Here is a 19,179-nt window from a genome sequence, read left to right on the forward strand (position 1 = left end):
TTCCACAATGGAAGCCCTTGATGGAGAGCAAACATGCTGGACCAACTTGCAAGAACCTATCTGATCGCGCTGCGTGCCGAGGATCAGGTCCTGCCTCCGCTGGAGGCGCCCCGCCGCATCTGGCGTCCCGTTCGGCGGCGCCCCGCACGGTTGAAGCCCGCCCCGGAGAAAACGTGACATGCAATGCAAGGGCGGCCCGCCCCGGCCGCCCTGTCGACCAGAGTGCAACCACGCCTCTCCGTGACGCTCGGATCCTGACACTCCGCCCCTGACACTGGCACCATGATGCGCTAAAGAGGATGCGACATCATACAATTGCCGTCCCGTCCGGGATGGCTCAGCCAACGAACTCAGGAGGAGGGGCGCAATGGCGAAAGTTGCATTCATCGGTCTCGGCGTGATGGGGTATCCGATGGCCGGTTACCTCAAGTCGCGCGGCGGGCACGACGTCACCGTCTACAACCGCACCGCCGCCAAGGCGGAGAAATGGGCGGCCGAGCACGGCGGATCCCATGCAGCGACGCCGGCTGCTGCGGCCGAGGGTTGCGACTTCATCTTCGCCTGCGTCGGCAATGACGACGACCTGCGGTCGGTCACCACCGGGCCCGACGGCGCCTTCCACGGCATGAAGAAGGGCGCAATCTTCATCGACAACACCACCGCCTCGGCGGAAGTCGCGCGCGAGCTCTACGAGGCCGCGAAAGCCAAGGGCTGCGGCTTCCTCGATGCGCCGGTGTCCGGCGGACAGGCGGGCGCGGAGAACGGTGCACTGACCGTCATGGTCGGCGGCGACGCCGATACATTCGAGGCCGCCCGCCCCGCTATCGAGTGCTTCGCCAAGATGGTCGGCCACATGGGCCCGGCCGGCGCCGGCCAGCTCACCAAGATGGTCAACCAGATCTGCATCGCCGGCTTGGTGCAGGGACTGTCCGAGGCCATCCACTTCGCCAAGAAGGCCGACCTCGACGTCGCCAAGGTGATCGAGGTGATCTCGAAGGGCGCGGCCCAGTCCTGGCAGATGGAAAACCGCTGGCAGACCATGCGCGACGACAAGTTCGACTTCGGCTTTGCCGTCGACTGGATGCGCAAGGATCTCGGCATCTGCCTGAAGACCGCCAACGAGACCGGCGCCCGCCTGCCGGTCACCGCGCTGGTCGACCAGTTCTACGCCGAGGTGCAGGCCATGGGCGGCAACCGCTGGGACACGTCCAGCCTGATCGCCCGCCTGCAGAACGCCGGCAAGTAACTGTGCCAAGGACCCGGCGGCGCCCTGCCGCCGGGTTTGGCCGGGGTTGCGCCCGACTGCGGACTGCGCCACCCTTCCCCAGCGTTCCAGAGCCGGTACGGCGAACAGGAAGCTGGAGCATCTTGGAAAATGAGCAAGCGCACAAATGCCCGGCGAGATCCCACCGCCCCAGGCGTCCGCGGGACCTCAGGCAGCGACCTTCCCGTCCTGCATACTCCTGGCATGACCATGCCCGCCGACTGCGGGGTCGTTTTCCTGCATCGGCCGGCGCCACTTGCCCTGCGCCCCTTCTACACCGAAGTCGCCACCTATGAGGAAACGGACGGATTTGCGATCCGCCAGATCGAGACCGCCTCGCTCTCCGCCCCCTTGATCATCAATTTCGGCACGCCTTTCCGCATCCGTCTCGGCCATGCCCCCGTAGCCGGAGACGAGCAGCCGAGCTTCATCGCCGGTCTCGATACCGCGCGCATCTTCATCGCCTCGAGCGGCCGCTCCGCCTGCCTGCAGGTCAACCTGACGCCGGTCGGCGCACAGCGCCTCCTGGGCATCCCGGCCTCCGAATTCGCCGGCCGGATGGTGCCGCTCGCCGATCTTGCCCATCCGCAGATCTCGGAGCTTCGTCGGCGCCTGGAGGATACCGACGACTGGAATGCCCGGCTCGACTGCGCGGAAAGTTTCCTCGCCGCCCGCTTCGGGGCGGCGGCCGCAGAGCCAGCCCTTCCCCTGGTGGATGCCGCCTTCGGCCTCATCGCTTCCGGAGCCGTGCGCCGCATCGACGATCTGGCGACGCGGATCGGCTGGAGCCGCAAGCACCTTGCCGACCGCTTTTCGCGCGCATTCGGCCTTTCGCCGAAGACAGTTGCCCGCATCGCCCGCTTCAACCGGGCACAGGCCCTGGCCAGAGAGGCTGTGCGGCCCGACTGGGCGGACATCGCCTTTGCCGGCGGCTATGCGGACCAAGCGCACATGATCCGGGAGTTCGAGGACTTCGCGGGACTCACGCCGCGCGCGTGGTGGTTGAGCCTCGACAAACTCGGCTCCGCGACATGGCCCGACCCGCCGGGCAGGTGACATTTGTTCAATCGTCTGCCGGATACCGCGGCTATCTCTGCCCTCGTTCCGCAACGAGGACAAAGACGACCCATGACCACATCCCCTGCCCCTTGCATCTTCCCGGCCCTTCGCTTCGGCAACGCCCGCCAGATGGTGGAGTGGCTGCAACAGGCCTTCGGCTTCACGGTCCACGCCTACCATGAGGCGCCTGACGGCACGATCGCCCATGCTGAGCTCGCGCTCGGCAGCTCGATTTTGATGCTGGGACAGGCGCGCGACGACGATTTCGCGCAGATCGTCGGCCAGCCGGACGGTCCGTCCGGCAAGACGCTCTACATCGCGGTCGAGGACATCGATGCGGCCTTCGCTCGCGCCGAGGCGGCAGGCGCTGTCATCGTCGAACCGCTCGTCACCCGCGACTACGGCAGCCGCGAGTTCATCTGTCGGGACCCGGAAGACAATGTCTGGTGCCTGGGTACCTACTGGCCGAAGGTCGGCGAGAGCGGATGACACGGGGCAACCGCTCCGGCCGGCTCACTCGCCGCCGGCTTCCTCGACGATGCCGGCCAGCAGCGCATTGACCTCGGCGATGGCGGCCCGCGATGCCTCGCTTCCCTGTTCGGGGAGCCGGCGATAGCCGACGGAGACCTTGCCGGGCGCATCGGGCGTTTCGTAGAGGAATACCGAATAGGGACAGAAGGCGACGTTTTCCGGCGCCGCCTCCATCGCCGCGCGCGACAGCCGGGCGGAGCAGAACAGCAACGCTTCCGCTTTCACGAAAACCTGCGTTTCCGAGCCCACATCCGCGGCCGTGCGGGCCAGCATGTCGCCGACATTGGAGATGTGGTCGATCACCAGACCACGATTGATGATCGCGTTCTCAAGATCGAACCGCACGTCCTCGTAAGACCGCTCCACCTGGCTGATCTGCGGCCCGTCGGCAGCCAGCGCCGGGGTCGCGGACACGGCACATGCCGCCAGGCATGCGGCGGCAAGCCGTCGCCATGCCGGCCCCTGTCTTTGCGAATGCTGTGCCATGTCTCGCCTCCCTTGCTGGCGCGGCCTACTGGTCGTCCCGTTCGGCGCGCGGCTTCTCCGTCTGGACATAGCCGAGCGGCAGCTGGCTTGTCGACTTGATCTGCTCCATGGCGAAGGAGGTGGAGACGTCGGAGATGTCGATCTTGGCGATCAGGCGCTTGTAGAACGCGTCATAGGCCTCGATGTCCGGCACCGCGACCCGCAGCAGGTAATCGACCTGCCCGGCCATCCGGTAGAACTCGATGACTTCCGGGAACTCGGAGATGACGTCGGCGAACTTGCGCAGCCAGTCGTCGTTGTGCCGCGACGTGGTGATCGCCACGAAGGCGGTGACCTTCACGTTGATCTTCTTCGGGTCGAGGATCGCCACCCGGCGCTGGATGACCCCGTCCTCCTCCAGCTTCTGGATGCGGCGCCAGCAGGGCGTTGTGGAAAGTCCGACGCGGCGGCCGATTTCGGCGACCGGAATGGTGCAATCCTCCTGGAGGATCGAAAGGATGCGTCTGTCGATGCGGTCGATCATGGGTTCCTGGCTCGGCGGCTCGAGAGGTTCTCGGATTCATTTTCCAATGAACCGGACTTTGACAACTCTCGTTTTCTTCTACTGGCGGGAGAATGGAGAATATTGGATTTTTCTTCCAATTTCCGTCTCGATTTCGCTTGCCGCGTTTTGTCTCCGGTGTCAACTCCTCCCTTGAAAAGGCCCCTGCAAGGCTTGCGGGAGGCCCCCATTTCTGGAGGCAGACAGATGTTTGCGTTCTCTCGTTTTGCAGCAACCCTGCTGATCGTCGCCACCGCCTTTGCCGCGCCGGCCGCCTTTGCGGCGCCCGCAGTGACGCCCCTCGTCAGCCCGCAATGGCTGGCCGACAATCTCGAACGCGACGATATCGTCGTCATCGACATCCGCTCGCCCTTCGCCGGCTCGAGCAAGGACGTCTACCTGAAGGGTCACGTTCCGGGCGCCGTCTGGAGCGAGTATCCGGGCTACTGGCGCACCGACCGCGGCGATGTGGTGGGCGTCCTGCCGTCCGTCGAGAAGCTCGAGGCAGCCCTGTCCGAGCTTGGCCTGTCCGAGGACAAGGCGCTTGTGATCGTGCCGGCCGGCGGCAACAGCTCGGAGTTTTCCGCCGCAGCGCGCGTCTACTGGACCGTGAAGTATCTCGGCCATGACGCGGTCGCCATCCTCGACGGCGGCCACAAGGCCTGGGTCGCGGGCGGTCATCCGGTCGAGACCGGAAACGTGACGCCTGTTGGCGACATGTTCGTTGCCGAGCCGCGCGCCGACTACCTCGTGCAGACCTCGGATGTCGCAAAGCGCCTCGAGACGTCCGCCGTGCTGATCGACGGCCGTCCGGCCGACCAGTTCGCAGGGCTCGACAAGCACTCCAAGGCAACCCGCTTCGGCCGCATTCCGGACTCCGTCAGCCTCGACCAGGCCGTCTTCTATGACGACGCCAAGGGCCAGCTGAAGCCGCAGGCCGAGATCGCAGCCCTGGTGCCGTCGAAGCTCGGCGACAAGTCGGTGGAGATCGTCTCCTACTGCAACACCGGCCACTGGGCTGCGACCAACTGGTTCGTGCTGCACGAGCTGCTCGGCTACAAAAACGTCTCGCTCTACGACGACAGCATGGTGGGCTGGTCGCAGGACGACTCCCTGCCGATGACCTCCGACCGAACGGTGATCGACGAGGTCCGCACCTTCCTGAGCGACCTGTTCGGCTGATCGGCCGCCCGTTTTCCCTCTGGGATACTCCCCGGGGCCTTGCGCCCCGCACCTTCAGCCGGCGTTCGGGTCCTGATCCCGGGCGCCGGCCTTTTTTATTGGCAAACCTCAGCCAAGCAGCCGCGCCACCTCGGCGCGGACCACCGGCAGGCAGTCCTCCTCGAACCAGGGATTGCGTTTCAGCCAGGCGTTGTTGCGCCATGAGGGATGCGGCAAGGCGATCGCGGCAACGCCCTCGGCCCGCGTCTCCTCCAGGATCTCGCGCCACGCGGCGACCGTCTCGCGCACGGAGCCGCGGCGATGCTCGCCAAGGTGATAGGCCTGTGCGTAGGAGCCTATGACCAGCTTCAGCTCGAGCTGCGGCATCGCGGCAAAGATGCGGTCATGCCAGAGCCGCCGGCACTCGCGGCGCGGCGGCAGGTCGCCTCCCTTGTCGTCGAGACCGGGAAAACAGAAGCCCATCGGCACGATGGCAAGCTTGGCCGAATCGTAGAAGACCTCCTCGCCGATTCCCATCCACTCGCGCAGCCGGTCGCCGCTCGGATCGGTGAAAGGGCGGCCGCTGGCATGGACACGCGTGCCCGGTGCCTGGCCGCAGATGGCGATGCGCGCCGTTGCCGACAGGACGCAGACGGGCCTCGGCTCATGCGGCAGCGGCCGCCCGGCGGGTGCGGTGATGCAGGTCCTGCAGGCGCCGATCTCCTGCGCCAGCGTGCCAAGTCCCCTTCCGCTTCTTGCCGTCATTCGCTCTCCTTGCCGCCCCGGTTCCGCCCTTGCCGCCCATCCAGGTTCGTGACGTTTGGTTAACCACGTCCTTGAGGCGGATATTAAGGGTTGGTCACCACACTGGACCTGTTTCGATCCAACCGGGCAAGTCCCCGGCAACCAGGTGCCTGAGTTACATGGCCGCGCAGGAAACAACCAGCAGCGAGGCGAAAACGGCCCTCAACAGCGAGCGCGCCCGGCGGCGGCGCGACGTGGCGAAGACCGTGCGCAATGTTCGCGAGCGGCTGTCGACGGGCGACGGCATCGCGCCGAACTTCGAATACGAGCTGCTGCTCACCTTTGCCAAGAACCGCTTGAGCGCATCGCTCGCGCTTCCGCTTTTCGCGCTCATCGTCGGCAGCATCTCGCTGCTGTGGATGCGCATCGACATCGTCGTGGGCTGGATGATCTTCACGATCATCGCCCACACGCTGCTGCTCATGGCCTGCCGCCGCTTCGAGCGCGAGACGCCGGCCGATGCCGACCTGCCCCGCTGGCGCCGCCAGATGATCATCGGCGACCTGCTTTACGGCCTGTCCTGGGCGGGCTTCTTCCTGCTGCAGTCGACGGCGCCCGGCCACGACGGCTCGGAGATCTTCCAGTTCGCGACGATGCTGATCGTCATCGCCATGCTGACCATGCTGTCGGCCAGCCTGCCGCGGGCCCTGCTCGCCGGCACGCTGCCGATCACCCTGGCGATCGTCGTCTCGTTCCTGAACCAGCAGACCGCGATCCACTACGCGATGATGGCCATGGCCATCGGCGCGCAGGGTTTCTTCCTGATGCTCGGCAACCAGTTGCATGTCTCGACCGTGACGATGCTGGCCTTCCGCGCGGAAAAGGACCACCTGATCTCCGAGCTGGAACAGGCGAACGCCATTTCCGACGAGGCGCGCCGGCGCGCGGAGGAAGCGAACCTGGCCAAGTCGCGCTTCCTGGCGACCATGAGCCACGAGCTGCGCACGCCACTCAACGCCATTCTCGGCTTCTCCGAGGTGATGAAGAACCAGCTTCTCGGCCCGTTGGAGAACGACACCTATCGTGGATATGCGGCCGACATCCACAATTCTGGCCAGCATCTGCTGAACCTGATCAACGAGATTCTCGACCTGTCGCGCATCGAGGCGGGCCGCTACGAGCTCAGCGAGGAAGCCGTGCCGCTGGCCGAGCTTCTGGAAGACTGCAAGCACATGATGGCGATCCGCGCGCGCAAGAAGAGCATCACCATCACCGAAGCCTACGAGGTCGATCTGCCGAAACTGTGGGTCGACGAACGCGCCATTCGCCAGGTCGTCCTGAACCTGATGTCGAATGCGGTGAAGTTCACCCCTTCGGGCGGTGAGGTATATGTCAAGGCCGGCTGGACCGCTGGCGGCGGCCAGTACATCTCCATCCGCGACAACGGTCCGGGCATTCCGGAAGACGAAATTCCGATCGTGATGCAGGCCTTCGGCCAGGGCGCCATCGCCATCAAGAGCGCGGAGGAAGGCACCGGCCTCGGCCTGCCCATCGTCCAGGCGCTGGTGCAGATGCATGGCGGCAAGTTCGAACTGCGGTCCAAGCTGCGCGAGGGCACCGAGGCGATCGTCACCTTCCCGGCCTCCCGCGTGCTGGAAGCCATGCCGGCTTTGGCAGAGACCCCGGGCACGGGCGTCGATGCCCGCCGCAGCGCCGCCCGGCGAATGATCGTGCGCAAGGCCTCCTGAGGCGACGGTACGTTCCGCCACCTCCAAGCCGCCTTCGTTAGTCGTCCGTCGTCAGCCCCAGAAACTGCGCCACGATCCCGACGATCTCCTCGTGCACCTTCGCGCGGTCCGTGCCTTGCGGGTCATCGCAGATCGGATCGTCCTTCCACTTCCGCAGCAGCTCCGCCCCGCCTTCCTTGCACACGCCGAGGAAGGTGAAATGGTGTGCGGGCGCGACCGCCACATGGCGCGCGCCGGGCACGCGGGCGGCAAGACCGCTCCCGCTTGTCCCGACATCCACCGCCTCCCAGAGATCCGTTTCGCCCAGATTGAGGAAGAGCACCGGAGCCCGAACCCCGGCAAGGCTCCCTTCCATTACCGCCTGGGTGAAGCCCGGATCGACGGACACCACCGCCGAGACGCGCAGGTCCCGCATGTCGGCCGAGAACGCCTCGGGCAGCGCATCCAGCCGCACCCCGCCCTTTGCCAGGAAGTCGCAGCCCGGCGCAGCCTCTCCCGCATCCCGGCAGTAGTCGGCAAAGGCCTCGCGGTCGAAACGCAGGCCCGCAAGTCCCAGCACCGTGGTACCGCCGAGCGAGAAGCCGAGCGCGGAAATACGCTCGCGGTCGATATGCGGCGCGAACTGCGGATCGCCGAGCACGGCCTCCAGAGCCGCTCCCAGATCGGCGGCGCGCGGGGCAAGCCGCATCGTGCGGCGCGGCGAGGAGTCTCCCGACGTGGTGCCGGGGTGGTTCACCGCAAGCACGATGGCCCCGCGCGCGGCAAGGCGCGAGGACAGCCACACCAACCCCTCCATCGCGCCGCCGGAGCCATGCGACAGCAGGATCAGCGGATGGCGCCCTTCGGCGACCGCCGCGCCGACCATTGCCGGTTCGCCCTCGAACAGGACACTGTCGCCGATGACGTTTCGATATGTCGCCCGGCCCGCCGGATACCAGAGCGAGGCGGCAAGCGGCAGGGCGCGGTGACGGGCGGGGACATCCATCCGATCATAGCCGGGGATCGCCAGCGTTTCGGCACGCGCAGCAACGAGAGACGTCAGGGCCAGGGCGGACAGGAGGGCGGCAAGTGCAAGGCGTTTCATCGCGGGATCTCCTTGGGTGGCGACGGGATTTCGATGCCTCCCAAAACCCCGCGCTTGCGTCCTGAAACCGGATCGAGGACGACTGCAACCGGATCCTGTACCTGGGATGCGTCGACCCCGTGCCCGATGCGACTCACCGAGGCCCCATGATGCTCGTCTTGCCGATCCCGCTTGCAGTCGCTCTCGTGCTGGCTTTCCTGGCCTGCCGCTTCGTCCTGCTGCGGGACGGCCCCTCGCTCTTTCCGGTACTGCTCGGGGCGGCCGCGATGCAGGGCACCCTCATCTCGCTGGTCCAGCACTACGGCCTTGCCGCGCTGCAGCCGGTGCTGCCGGTCACCGCCTCTCTGGTGCCTCCGCTTGCCTATCTCGCCTTCCGGCAGGCGGCGATCCGCGCACCCGCACTACCCGGCGCCCTGCCTCACGCGGTGGCACCCCTTGCCGCGGCCATTGCCGTGCCGCTCGGCCAGGGTTCGCTGCACTGGCTGCCCGACGTTGCTCTCGTCGCGTTGTATGCCGGCTACGGCGCCGCGATCCTGTTTCAGGCGCGGGGCCGAGAGGACCTGCCGCTTGCGCGGCTCGAGGCCGGGCATCTTCCCCGGCGCATCTGGCAGGTGGTCGGCGCCTCGCTCCTGCTGTCGGCGGTCAGCGATACGGCCATTGCCGTTGCGCTGATGTCCGGCGAGGCGTGGCTGCGCCCGCTGCTGGTCAGCCTCACGTCGTCGTTGGCGCTTCTGGCCGTAGGCTTGCTAGGCCTCGTTGCAGCGCGCCCTGGAGCGATGGAAGAAGACGACGAAGGAACCGACAACGGAGAAACCGCTTCCCAGGAAGGCGAAGCCGGAGCCGAGGTGGACAGCGAGGCCGACAGGGCGCTGATGGCGCGTCTCGACGCGCTGCTCGACCAGGGCGGCGCATGCCTCGACCCGGACCTGACGCTCGCACGCCTTGCCCGGCGCCTGCACGTTCCGATGAAACAGCTCTCGGCGGCGATCAACCGCATGCACGGCGAAAATGTCTCACGCCACGTCAACGGCTACCGCATCCGCCACGCCTGCAAGCTGCTCTCCGAAGGACACAGCGTTACCGCTGCGATGTTGGCCAGCGGCTTCAACACCAAGTCCAACTTCAACCGCGAATTCCTGCGCGTGACCGGCGAAACGCCGAGCGCGGTCCGGGCGAGACTTTCTGGCGCCGAGGCGAGAGAGACCTAGCTCTCGCCCTTCCCCGACACGCCGGCATCGGAGAACGTTGCCATGCCGTCATGCACCTGCGCGGCGGCACGCACGATTCCGGCCGCAAGCGCTGCGCCCGTCCCCTCACCGAGCCGCATGCCCAGATCGAGCAGCGGCTCCTTGCCGAGCTTTTCCAGCGCCATGCGATGCGCCGGCTCGGCGGACACATGGGCGAACAGGCAATGATCGAGGGCGCGCGGATCCATCGCATGCAGCACGGCGACAGCAGCGGTCGCAACGAAGCCGTCGACGATCACCGGAGTGCGCTGCAGGCGCGCGGCCAGCACGGCGCCGGCCATGGCGGCAAGCTCGCGCCCGCCGACCCGGCGCAGCACCTCCAGCGGATCGCTCGTCCCCTCGATCCGGGCAACGGCCTGCTCGACGGCGGCGCGCTTGCGGGCCATTCCCTCGGCATCGACGCCGGTTCCCGGCCCCACCCAGTCGCCCGGCGTGCCGCCGAACAGGCCGGCCAGCAGGGCGGAGGCGACAGTGGTATTGGCAATGCCCATCTCACCGATGCACAACAGGTCGGTGCCGCCGGCGACCGCCTCCATGCCGAAAGCCATGGTCGCGGCACAATTGGCCTCGTCGAAGGCATCTTCCTCGGTGATGTCCGGCGTCGGCATGTCCAGCGCCAGGTCGAAGATCTTCAGGCCAAGATCATGTGCGATGCAGATCTGGTTGATCGCCGCGCCGCCGGCTGCGAAATTCTCCACCATCTGTCGGGTTACGCTGGCGGGAAACGCCGAGACGCCCTTGTCGGCAACGCCATGATTCGCCGCGAAGATCGCGACGACCGGCCGGCTGACCTTGGGACGGCCGCGGCCGCTCCAGCCGGCCAGCCACTCGGCGAGGTCTTCCAGCTTGCCGAGCGAACCGGCAGGCTTGGTCAGCTGCGCGTCGCGCGCGCGCACCTCCGCCACCGCCTCCTCGTCGGGCCCAGGCATCTGGCGGACCAGGTTGCGGATATCGTCGAAGGGAAGCGCGGACGGCGAAAGGGACATGGGCTGGAAACTCCGGCTGGTATCGGCAGTCCGCACGATCTTGGCGGCGGGCGGGCGCCGATCTATAAACCGGCGGGCGCAGGCTCGCAAAGTCGGATGAGTGAAAAATGAAGCCTGAGGCCGAAGTCCCCCGCGACAGGATCGCGCACCGCGTGCTGCGCTCCGCCGCCGACCTTGCGGCCTGCCTGCGGTTCTTCTCCCGCGTGCCCGTTCCGGTGGTCAACCGGCTGGACGATCCGTCGCAGCTTCCCGCCTTCTCTCGCGCTGCCTGGCTGGTGCCGATTGCAGGCGCCCTGCTCGCCCTGCCGCCTGCCCTCCTGCTGATGCTCGCAGGCCTCACGGACCTGCCGCCGCTCGCCGCATCGCTCCTTGCCGTCGCCCTTGCCATGATGCTGACCGGCGCTCTGCACGAGGACGGGCTCGCCGATGTCGCAGACGGGTTTTTCGGTGCAAGCCGGCGCGAGCGGCGGCTGGAGATCATGAAGGACAGCCGCATCGGCGCCTTCGGGACGCTGGCGCTCATCGTCGGTGTCGGCCTGCGGACCGTGCTTCTCACAGCGCTGATCGAGCGTCTCGGCGCCGCTTCGGCAGCGCTCCTGCTGGTCCTCGCCGAGGCCACCTCGCGCGCCGCCATGGTCGGCGTGTGGACCTCGCTTGCCCCTGCCCGGCCCGACGGTCTGGCGGCCGCCAGCGGACAGCCTTCCTCGCGCGCAGCAGCACTGGCCCTTTCCCTCGGTCTTGCCGCCACGCTTGCCGGCCTTGCCCTTCTCCCCGCTACGGCGGTCTTTGCCGCGCTGTTTCTTGCCGCAGCGGCAGCTATCGGCACCGCGCTCCTGGCGCGCGCGCGCATCGGGGGCCACACGGGAGATGTGCTCGGTGCGACACAGCAGGTCGCCCTTGTCGGCCTGCTTGTCGGCTTCTGCCTTGCACGATGACTGCATCCCGGCGCATTTGCTGATAAGAAGACTATCGGCTTTCGGCAGGCGCTGCCGGCCCGTTCCGAGTATGAGGTCTGCAGGGTGACAAGCTCAACTTCCCGTAACGGCAAGATCGTTTCCGCCTCTCCGGCGGTGGTCGTCATGCTTGTCGCTGCGCTCGTGCTTGCCGCCTGCGCCGGACGCCCCGGCCCGGGCAGCCTGATCGAGACACAGGCCATCGCCCCCGGCGCAACCGCCCACGAAATCCTGATCGCCACCACCCGCAAGCGCGACACGACACGCGGCAGCCTGTTCAGCGGCGAACGCGGCGCTGGCCTCGACCATGCCGTTGCCACTGTCTCGGTTCCGCCCGAACACAAACCGGGCTCGATCGAATGGCCGTCCATCCCGCCGGGCGACCCGGCCAAGGACTTCACACTGCGCTCGGCCTCCTATCTCGACGACAAGGGCTTCAGCGCCGAGCTGGAACGCCAGCTGGCGAAGCGCCCGAAGGGCAAGCGCGAGGTGTTCCTCTTCGTCCACGGCTACAACACGCGCTTTCCCGAAGCGCTGTACCGGATGACGCAGCTGAAGCACGACAGCAACATGCCGAGCGTGGCGGTGCTGTTCACCTGGGCGTCCAGCGGCGATGTCACCGGCTATCTCTATGACACCAACAGCGCCACGATCGCGCGGGACTCGCTGGAGCGCACCTTGCGCGCACTGGCCGCCTCCAGCGCCGACCGGGTCAACGTGCTGGCCCACTCGATGGGCAACTGGGTGCTGACGGAAACGATCCGCCAGATCCGCATTTCCGGAAAGCCGCTGCCCGCGCACAAGATCGGCCTGATTGCGATGGCTGCACCGGATGTGGATGTCGACGTGTTCAAGGCGCAGCTGCGCCGCACCGGCAAGCCGGAGCGACCCTATGTCATCCTCATCTCCCGCGACGACCGGGCCTTGCAGGCCTCCAGCCTGCTTGCCGGCGGCGAGCGGCTCGGCGCCTATGGCGACGAGGAGGAACTGGCAAGGCTCGGTGCCGTCGTCGTCGACCTTACCGACGTAAAGGGGGACGATGCCGCCAATCACGGCAAGTTCGCCCAGCTTGCCCAGGTGGCGCCGGAACTCGGCCAGGCGCTGCAGTCCCTGGAGCTGCGACAGCAGTCCGGACCGACGGAGACGACCGTGGACGTGGTCGGCAACACGGCCAAGGCGGCAGTCACCTTCCCGCTCAAGATCCTTGCCGCACCGATCACGATCTTGTCCGGGCGCTGAAATCCCCCACATGGGATAGGGATCACACCGCAACGACAGGACCCACGAGAGACATGACAGGCAGCGACAGCCCCTGCATCCGCCTCTGCCAGATCAACCCGGCGACGGGCCTTTGCGCCGGCTGCCTGCGCACCTTGGACGAGATCGCCGGCTGGGCGAGCTTCTCGGAGGCCGAGCGCCGCGCGATCAATGCCTCCCTCGCCGGCCGGTCCGCCTCCACAGCGGAGGCACGCTGATGTTTCGCGGCAAGACGGCAGGCCTCGTTATTCTCGCGCTTCTGATCGCGGTGATCGCGACCGCTATCGTCGCTTACCTGTTCGGCTTCGACATGCCGGGCGACGAAGGCGGCTATTCCGAAACCGGTCCCCGCATCGTCGCGCTGCTGGCCTTGCTCGTGGTGATCGGCGGATCGATGCTCGCCTCGCCGCGCCAGGTGCCGGCGCTGCTGCGCAGCCTGCTCATCTGGGGTGCCCTCGGCGCGCTGCTGGTCACCGGCTATGCCTGGCGCGACGAACTGGAGGTGGTTGCCCGCCGCGTGGTCGGAACGCTGGTTCCCGGCATGGCGCTTACCGATCCGCAGACCGGCACCATCACCATCATCCGCGACCGTTCCAGCCACTACCGTATCGCGGCACAGGTCAACGGCGCCGATGTCGACTTCCTGTTCGACACGGGAGCTTCGGCGGTCACGCTGACGGATGCGGATGCGCGTGCCGCCGGGATCGACCCGGCGACGTTGTCCTATACGGTTCCGGTGTCGACGGCGAACGGACGCACCCAGGTCGCGACGGTCCAGCTCGACCGGCTGCAGATCGGCGATTATACACTTCGCGACCTGCGCGCCTTCGTTGCACATCCCGGCGCGTTGGAGACCAGCCTGCTCGGCATGTCGGCGATGGACCGGCTCCGGAGCTGGCGCGTCGAGGGCGACCGCCTGATCCTGGAGCCGTGATCCGTCAGCCCCACAGGCTCCAGGCGAAGCGCGCGGCCACCGACAGCAGGAACAGGCCGAAGAAGATTTCCAGATAGCGGCGCGGCAGGGCGTGGGCGATCTTGACGCCGAACGGTGCGGCCAGCGTGGTGATCGGAATGATCAGCGCCACACCGAGGAGGTTGACGTAGCCGAGCGAGAACGCCGGCAGGTTCGGCTCGCCCCAGCCGGCCCACATCATGCCGATGACGCCGGGAATGGAAATCAGCACGCCGGTGCCGGACGAGGTCGCGACCGCCTGGTGGATGGGCCGGCCGTAGAGGGTCATGAAGGTGTTGTTCATGACGCCGCCGCCGATACCCATCAGCGCCGAGAAGAAGCCGATCAGCACGCCGCAGATCGCCCTGACCGGGTTGCCGGGGATGTCGTTGCCGATCTTCCAGCTCTCGCGGTTGAACAGCATGCGCAGGCCGACGATCACGGCGATGCCCGCGAAGATGCCTTTCAGGCCGTCGCCGGAGACATAGGCCGCAACGAGACTGGCGATCACTACGCCCACAGGAACGGGAATAAGCCAGCTCTTCAGCAGCTCAAGGTCGGCTGCGCCGCGCTTCTTGTGCGCCATGAAGGAGCGGATTGACGTCGGCACGATGATGCCGAGCGAGGTCGCCACGGAGATGTGCATGCGCACCGCCTCGTCGACGCCGAGCCAGGTGAGGAACTGGTAGAGCACCGGCACCAGCACCGCCCCGCCGCCGATGCCGAAGACGCCGGCCAGCAGGCCGGCGACGGCGCCCGACGCAACAAGGGCAAACGCGAGGCCGACGACCTCGCCGTTGATCGACGAAAAATCCATGAAAGCCCCCACTGGATGCGGCGCGGGAAGGAAGCGGGGACGGGCGGGCCGGACTCAGCCGGTCGCCTACCCCGTGGCTTCTAACTGACCCAAGGCGGCCGCTTTGTCCAGTCCGGCACTGGCAATCTCGGCAAGGGCCTCGTCCAGAACCTCGATGCCGGCGCCCGGTTTCACCGCGTCCACGGTGAGCCGCCGGCGCCAGGACCGAGCGCCCGGAACGCCGTGATAGAGCCCCAGCATGTGCCGCAGCATCTGGTTCGCCCGGCCGCCCTCTTCGAGCCGCGCCAGGATGTACGGGCGGAAGGCCTCGACCGCCTCCTCGCGCGTGGCAACGGGGTTTTCCGCCCCATGCAGGCGCCGGTCGACATCGGCAAGGAGCCACGGGTCGTGATAGGCCGCACGGCCCAGCATCACCCCGTCGACGCGCTGAAGGTGCGCCTCCGCCTCGTCGAGATTGGAGATCCCGCCATTGATGCCGATATACAGATCCGGCAGGCGCTGCTTCAGCCGGTAGACGCGGTCGTAGTCGAGCGGCGGAATATCGCGGTTTTCCTTGGGCGACAGGCCTTTCAGCCAGGCCTTGCGGGCATGCACCCACAAGGCATCGACACCGGCTGCCACGACGGCGTCGGCCAGCCGGTCGAGCGCCTCTTCCGGGTCCTGGTCGTCGACGCCGATGCGGCATTTGACGGTCACCGGGATCGAGACGACCTCGCGCATGGCGGCGACGCTTTCGGCGACCAGCTCCGGCTCGCGCATCAGGCAGGCGCCGAAGCGGCCCGACTGCACCCGGTCGGACGGACAGCCGACATTGAGGTTCACCTCGTCATAGCCGAAATCCTCGACCACGCGCGCGGCCTGCGCCAGTTCGCGCGGATCGGATCCGCCGAGCTGGCAGGCGACAGCGTGTTCCATGGCGTTGAAGCCAAGGAGTTTTTCCCGGTCGCCATGAATGACGGCGGCCGCGGCAACCATCTCGGTATAGAGCAGCGCATGGGAACTCAGGTGACGGTGGAACGCTCGGCAGTTGCGGTCGGTCCATTCCATCATCGGTGCGACGGCCAGGCGCGTGACCGTCGGTAAATACAGCTTTCCAGCCACTTAAAGGCTTCCTTGTGTCTCGCTCGCGCTCGTTCTGCACCAAATACGCCGAATTTCAACCCTGGCCCGGTGCAATGTACCAAATAGGATTCCCATGCACCAAACAAGGAATCCGCCATCGGCGCGCTCCGTCGCCCGGGAGGGGCCAGGCTTTCAGGTGAGCGATGAGATCGTCGAGGAGTGTAAGGCCCGCGACCTGTAGCGGCGCGCGGTCGGTAGAGCGCGGACGGCGACCTCCGCGGGCCTGCAACCTTCGGCAGCCACGTGAAGCGTGCCGCGCGGCTCTTTCGGCACTTCTTCGGCCACTTGCGAGCGGGCACATTCCGCCCCCCGCTCAAGCAGGTTGCATATTTTTATCTTTATAACTTTGAGTAGAAATTTCGTAGGGTAAAAGACGGCGATCCAGCGTACGACGCATGATTCGACCGCCACAACCAAAAGGAGATTAGCATGAGGAACGCAACTCGTCTGCCTCGCACCGTCGCCCACGGCCTCTCCGCGCTCGGCCTTGCCGGAGCACTCGGTCTTGGTGGAGGCATGGTCGTCCTCGGCACTACCGCACCGGCAATGGCCTGCAACGACGAATCCTACATCGGCTCCGTCTGTGCCTTTTCCTTCAACTGGTGTCCCAACAACTGGCTGCCGGCGGATGGGCGGCTGATCGCTATCAACGGCAACCAGGCGCTCTACAGCCTGATCGGCACCCAGTACGGTGGGTCTCCGCAGAGCGGCCAGTTCGCTCTTCCGGACCTGCGCGGCCGGGCGATCATCAACTACGGCGCAGGTGCCGGATTGCTGCCGCAGCCGTTCGCCAGCCTGTCCGGCCAGCCCACCACCACGCTCACTGTCTCCAACCTGCCGCCGCACAATCATCAGGCGACATTCACCGGCGTTGGCGGAGGCATGGTATCGGTCAACGTGCCGGGGAGCCCGGGCACGCTCGGGGTTACCGCGGCACTCAATGCAAAGGACGAAACCGGAGGCGGCACCCTCGCGGCGGATTCCTATCTGGGCAAGGCTCCGTCGTCGGGCACCCAGGCCGCATACATCTATGTTCCCTCCACCAGCACAGCGACAGACATTCCGCTGAGCGGCCTCGACGTCCAGTTGACCGGCACCCCCGGCCATGGCCCCGTCAGCTTTACCGTTCCGACGGGCATCACCGGAGGTGTCGTCACGGTGGGCAACACGGGTAACGGCATCACCTTCAGCAATCAGTCGCCATCGCTGGCAATGACCTACTGCATCATGATCAACGGGCTCTATCCGCCGCGTCCGTAATAATCCTATGCGTCCATAACGACACAGCACCTATAAATTGTACGGTCGATGGTTCGCCGCCATTGACCGTACGCCCGAACCACTTCAAGAAATGATTGAATTGCAGATTCTGGTTGCATCGAGATCAAGCGCTTTCACCTCCCATAAGGAGGTCCAGCGATTTAAGGAGCGGGCCACTTTCCCCTGACTCACCCGTCGTGACGAAGATCGCCTCGGAGGTCCGGATTATTGCGCAAGGCCCGCATAATCGTCGCAATTTCAGAAAGCTGCCCTCACGAGGATACATCCTCAAAATTGACGGGACAGGGCATGCGGGGCACACGGCCGGTAACTGGAACCAGCAGGTATGGGACAGCAGGAGATGGCCCATGCTCCCCCCAGCCCGCAACCTTTACGCGGGCGGCATCAGCGCTCACGAACGACACCTCTCACGCTCGAATGACTTGTGCCGGGTCTCGAACGGCACGCCGGCTGCTTGTGCAGTTCTCGTTCCTTGTCCTGACCGTGTGGCTCGCTCTGTGCGCCGGCACCATCGACGCCCACGCACTCTCTGCCTCCTGTTCGCAGATCAGCAGCGATTGGGGTACAGGCCGAACGCTCACCACGGCGGACGGCACCTCTCAGTTCTACCGGGAATATGACAGCCTCGACGTTGGCGAAACCGTGACCTGGAGCGCTGTCGGCAGCGGCACCCAGGGCAGCCCCACCTACGCCAACTATTACGTCGGAAACTTCGACGACTGGGATCACCACGACGCGACAACGACCAACGCCAACATTTCGGATGCCGGAACCTATACCTTCTCGGCGGGCCGGACGTTTGCCGCGTTTGAAGTCGTCGTGAACAAATCGGCATCGGCCCCGGACGTTCCTGTAACGATGACACTAACCGTGTCCTGTTCTGCGGGCGCCCCGGTCACCATCACCTTGAGCCCGGCGGCCGGAAGCCTCGCCAATGGCGAAGTGGGTACCGCCTACAGCCAGACCTTCTCCGCCTCTGGCGGCACCGGGCCCTATACCTATGCGGTGACCGCAGGCGCCTTGCCCGACGGGCTGACCCTCGCCTCTAACGGGGCTCTCACCGGAACGCCGACCACGGCGGAGACGGCCAGCTTCACCGTCACCGCGACCGACGCCAACAGCGACACCGGCAACGCCGCCTACTCGATCCAGGTCGATGCCGCGCCGGTGGTCATTGCGCTCACGCCGGCAGCCGGAAGCCTTGCCAATGGCGAGGTCGGAACCAGCTACAGCCAGACCTTCTCCGCCTCCGGCGGCACGGGTCCCTATACCTATGCGGTGACCGCGGGCGCCCTGCCCGACGGGCTGACCCTCGCCTCTAACGGTGCTCTCACCGGAACGCCCACCACGGCGGAGACGGCCAACTTCACCGTCACCGCGACCGACGCCAACAGCGACACCGGCAATGCGGCTTACTCGATCCAGGTCGATGCCGCGCCGGTGGTCATTGCGCTCACACCGGCAGCCGGAAGCCTCGCCAATGGCGAAGTGGGTACCGCCCACAGCCAGACCTTCTCCGCCTCTGGCGGCACCGGGCCCTATACCTATGCGGTGACCGCAGGCGCCCTGCCCGACGGCCTGACCCTCGCCTCGAACGGTGCTCTCACCGGAACGCCGACCACGGCGGAGACGGCCAACTTCACCGTCACCGCGACCGACGCCAACAGCGACACCGGCAATGCGGCCTACTCCATCCAGATCGATGCCGCGCCGGTGGTCATTGCGCTCACGCCGGCAGCCGGAAGCCTTGCCAATGGCGAGGTCGGAACCAGCTACGGCCAGACCTTCTCCGCCTCCGGCGGCACGGGTCCCTATACCTATGCGGTGACCGCGGGCGCCCTGCCCGACGGGCTGACCCTCGCCTCGAACGGTGCTCTCACCGGAACGCCGACCACGGCGGAGACGGCCAACTTCACCGTCACCGCGACCGACGCCAACAGCGACAC

Annotated in this window: 19 protein-coding genes; 12 read left to right on the forward strand and 7 right to left on the reverse strand. The window is 66.5% G+C overall.

Translation table 11 applies throughout. The features are described 5' to 3' along the window. Positions 1-367 precede the first annotated feature (367 nt). From ACVJ6E_RS10070 to ACVJ6E_RS10080, 3 genes are all read left to right on the forward strand, one after another. Positions 368-1,246, forward strand: coding sequence for an NAD(P)-dependent oxidoreductase (locus ACVJ6E_RS10070; RefSeq protein ID WP_120268127.1), 879 nt, complete (start codon positions 368-370; stop codon positions 1,244-1,246). A gap of 222 nt (positions 1,247-1,468) precedes the next feature. Then, positions 1,469-2,320, forward strand: coding sequence for a helix-turn-helix domain-containing protein (locus tag ACVJ6E_RS10075; protein ID WP_158592647.1), 852 nt, complete (start codon positions 1,469-1,471; stop codon positions 2,318-2,320). A 72-nt stretch (positions 2,321-2,392) separates the two neighbouring features. After that, complete coding sequence (locus ACVJ6E_RS10080) at positions 2,393-2,812, forward strand: VOC family protein (protein ID WP_120268129.1); 420 nt, start codon at positions 2,393-2,395, stop codon at positions 2,810-2,812. A 24-nt stretch (positions 2,813-2,836) separates the two neighbouring features. Here the strand turns inward: ACVJ6E_RS10080 and ACVJ6E_RS10085 are convergent, their stop codons facing one another. Then, a complete protein-coding gene (locus tag ACVJ6E_RS10085; protein ID WP_120268130.1) occupies positions 2,837-3,340 on the reverse strand; it encodes a DUF302 domain-containing protein in 504 nt (167 codons plus the stop codon). Between the two features lie 25 nt (positions 3,341-3,365). Next, entirely contained in the window at positions 3,366-3,860 is a 495-nt protein-coding gene (locus tag ACVJ6E_RS10090; RefSeq protein WP_185926488.1) for an Lrp/AsnC family transcriptional regulator, read from the reverse strand. A gap of 228 nt (positions 3,861-4,088) precedes the next feature. On the opposite strand from ACVJ6E_RS10090, the gene ACVJ6E_RS10095 reads away from it, so the two are divergent. Beyond that, a complete protein-coding gene (locus ACVJ6E_RS10095; protein ID WP_120268132.1) occupies positions 4,089-5,063 on the forward strand; it encodes a sulfurtransferase in 975 nt (324 codons plus the stop codon). 108 nt (positions 5,064-5,171) lie between these two features. Here ACVJ6E_RS10095 and ACVJ6E_RS10100 read toward each other — a convergent pair whose 3' ends face one another. Next, the gene (locus ACVJ6E_RS10100) at positions 5,172-5,807 is read right to left on the reverse strand and encodes a uracil-DNA glycosylase family protein (protein WP_120268133.1); all 636 of its coding nucleotides are present in this window, start codon (positions 5,805-5,807) and stop codon (positions 5,172-5,174) included. Positions 5,808-5,965: 158 nt separating this feature from the next. Between ACVJ6E_RS10100 and ACVJ6E_RS10105 the strand changes: the two genes are divergently transcribed. Further along, positions 5,966-7,534 (forward strand): sensor histidine kinase, encoded by a 1,569-nt coding sequence (locus ACVJ6E_RS10105; RefSeq protein WP_120268134.1) that lies wholly within the window; start codon positions 5,966-5,968, stop codon positions 7,532-7,534. Positions 7,535-7,571: 37 nt separating this feature from the next. Here ACVJ6E_RS10105 and ACVJ6E_RS10110 read toward each other — a convergent pair whose 3' ends face one another. Then, a complete protein-coding gene (locus ACVJ6E_RS10110) occupies positions 7,572-8,618 on the reverse strand; it encodes an alpha/beta hydrolase family protein (protein ID WP_120268135.1) in 1,047 nt (348 codons plus the stop codon). 146 nt (positions 8,619-8,764) lie between these two features. On the opposite strand from ACVJ6E_RS10110, the gene ACVJ6E_RS10115 reads away from it, so the two are divergent. Further along, positions 8,765-9,826, forward strand: a complete 1,062-nt coding sequence (locus tag ACVJ6E_RS10115; RefSeq protein WP_208996650.1) for a helix-turn-helix domain-containing protein — start codon at positions 8,765-8,767, stop codon at positions 9,824-9,826. Here ACVJ6E_RS10115 and cobT read toward each other — a convergent pair. Continuing rightward, positions 9,823-10,851, reverse strand: coding sequence for a nicotinate-nucleotide--dimethylbenzimidazole phosphoribosyltransferase (gene cobT / locus ACVJ6E_RS10120; protein WP_120268136.1), 1,029 nt, complete (start codon positions 10,849-10,851; stop codon positions 9,823-9,825). The genes ACVJ6E_RS10115 and cobT overlap by 4 nt on opposite strands. Before the next feature lie 107 nt (positions 10,852-10,958). On the opposite strand from cobT, the gene cobS reads away from it, so the two are divergent. The 4 genes from cobS to ACVJ6E_RS10140 all read left to right on the forward strand — a co-directional run bounded on the left by cobS (position 10,959) and on the right by ACVJ6E_RS10140 (position 13,995). Then, a complete protein-coding gene (gene cobS / locus ACVJ6E_RS10125; protein WP_120268137.1) occupies positions 10,959-11,786 on the forward strand; it encodes an adenosylcobinamide-GDP ribazoletransferase in 828 nt (275 codons plus the stop codon). An 84-nt stretch (positions 11,787-11,870) separates the two neighbouring features. Next, positions 11,871-13,043 (forward strand): alpha/beta hydrolase, encoded by a 1,173-nt coding sequence (locus ACVJ6E_RS10130; protein WP_208996651.1) that lies wholly within the window; start codon positions 11,871-11,873, stop codon positions 13,041-13,043. A gap of 53 nt (positions 13,044-13,096) precedes the next feature. Then, a complete protein-coding gene (locus ACVJ6E_RS10135) occupies positions 13,097-13,279 on the forward strand; it encodes a DUF1289 domain-containing protein (RefSeq protein WP_120268139.1) in 183 nt (60 codons plus the stop codon). Further along, the gene (locus ACVJ6E_RS10140; protein ID WP_120268140.1) at positions 13,279-13,995 is read left to right on the forward strand and encodes a TIGR02281 family clan AA aspartic protease; all 717 of its coding nucleotides are present in this window, start codon (positions 13,279-13,281) and stop codon (positions 13,993-13,995) included. Before ACVJ6E_RS10135 ends, ACVJ6E_RS10140 begins: the two co-directional genes overlap by 1 nt. Before the next feature lie 4 nt (positions 13,996-13,999). On the opposite strand, the gene ACVJ6E_RS10145 is transcribed toward ACVJ6E_RS10140, so the two are convergent. Both ACVJ6E_RS10145 and dusA read right to left on the reverse strand, forming a co-directional pair. After that, entirely contained in the window at positions 14,000-14,830 is an 831-nt protein-coding gene (locus ACVJ6E_RS10145; RefSeq protein ID WP_120268141.1) for a sulfite exporter TauE/SafE family protein, read from the reverse strand. 66 nt (positions 14,831-14,896) lie between these two features. Continuing rightward, a complete protein-coding gene (gene dusA / locus ACVJ6E_RS10150; RefSeq protein WP_120268395.1) occupies positions 14,897-15,880 on the reverse strand; it encodes a tRNA dihydrouridine(20/20a) synthase DusA in 984 nt (327 codons plus the stop codon). Positions 15,881-16,381: 501 nt separating this feature from the next. Between dusA and ACVJ6E_RS10155 the strand changes: the two genes are divergently transcribed. Continuing rightward, positions 16,382-17,212, forward strand: a complete 831-nt coding sequence (locus tag ACVJ6E_RS10155; RefSeq protein WP_120268142.1) for a tail fiber protein — start codon at positions 16,382-16,384, stop codon at positions 17,210-17,212. 477 nt (positions 17,213-17,689) lie between these two features. Next, positions 17,690-19,179: beta strand repeat-containing protein (locus ACVJ6E_RS10160; protein ID WP_491676439.1), on the forward strand; the 1,490-nt coding region annotated here is incomplete at its 3' end.

It is taken from the genome of Stappia sp. G46H5W (assembly GCF_058448995.1).

What these genes read in the sequence shown, in the direction of transcription:
- ACVJ6E_RS10070 (WP_120268127.1), top strand. Translation starts at nt 368, where the DNA reads ATGGCGAAAGTTGCATTCATCGGTCTCGGCGTGATGGGGTATCCGATG.
- ACVJ6E_RS10075 (WP_158592647.1), top strand. Translation starts at nt 1,469, where the DNA reads ATGACCATGCCCGCCGACTGCGGGGTCGTTTTCCTGCATCGGCCGGCG.
- ACVJ6E_RS10080 (WP_120268129.1), top strand. Translation starts at nt 2,393, where the DNA reads ATGACCACATCCCCTGCCCCTTGCATCTTCCCGGCCCTTCGCTTCGGC.
- ACVJ6E_RS10085 (WP_120268130.1), bottom strand. Translation starts at nt 3,340, where the DNA reads ATGGCACAGCATTCGCAAAGACAGGGGCCGGCATGGCGACGGCTTGCC.
- ACVJ6E_RS10095 (WP_120268132.1), top strand. Translation starts at nt 4,089, where the DNA reads ATGTTTGCGTTCTCTCGTTTTGCAGCAACCCTGCTGATCGTCGCCACC.
- ACVJ6E_RS10100 (WP_120268133.1), bottom strand. Translation starts at nt 5,807, where the DNA reads ATGACGGCAAGAAGCGGAAGGGGACTTGGCACGCTGGCGCAGGAGATC.
- ACVJ6E_RS10105 (WP_120268134.1), top strand. Translation starts at nt 5,966, where the DNA reads ATGGCCGCGCAGGAAACAACCAGCAGCGAGGCGAAAACGGCCCTCAAC.
- ACVJ6E_RS10110 (WP_120268135.1), bottom strand. Translation starts at nt 8,618, where the DNA reads ATGAAACGCCTTGCACTTGCCGCCCTCCTGTCCGCCCTGGCCCTGACG.
- ACVJ6E_RS10115 (WP_208996650.1), top strand. Translation starts at nt 8,765, where the DNA reads ATGATGCTCGTCTTGCCGATCCCGCTTGCAGTCGCTCTCGTGCTGGCT.
- cobT (WP_120268136.1), bottom strand. Translation starts at nt 10,851, where the DNA reads ATGTCCCTTTCGCCGTCCGCGCTTCCCTTCGACGATATCCGCAACCTG.
- cobS (WP_120268137.1), top strand. Translation starts at nt 10,959, where the DNA reads ATGAAGCCTGAGGCCGAAGTCCCCCGCGACAGGATCGCGCACCGCGTG.
- ACVJ6E_RS10135 (WP_120268139.1), top strand. Translation starts at nt 13,097, where the DNA reads ATGACAGGCAGCGACAGCCCCTGCATCCGCCTCTGCCAGATCAACCCG.
- ACVJ6E_RS10140 (WP_120268140.1), top strand. Translation starts at nt 13,279, where the DNA reads ATGTTTCGCGGCAAGACGGCAGGCCTCGTTATTCTCGCGCTTCTGATC.
- ACVJ6E_RS10145 (WP_120268141.1), bottom strand. Translation starts at nt 14,830, where the DNA reads ATGGATTTTTCGTCGATCAACGGCGAGGTCGTCGGCCTCGCGTTTGCC.
- dusA (WP_120268395.1), bottom strand. Translation starts at nt 15,880, where the DNA reads ATGATGGAATGGACCGACCGCAACTGCCGAGCGTTCCACCGTCACCTG.
- ACVJ6E_RS10155 (WP_120268142.1), top strand. Translation starts at nt 16,382, where the DNA reads ATGAGGAACGCAACTCGTCTGCCTCGCACCGTCGCCCACGGCCTCTCC.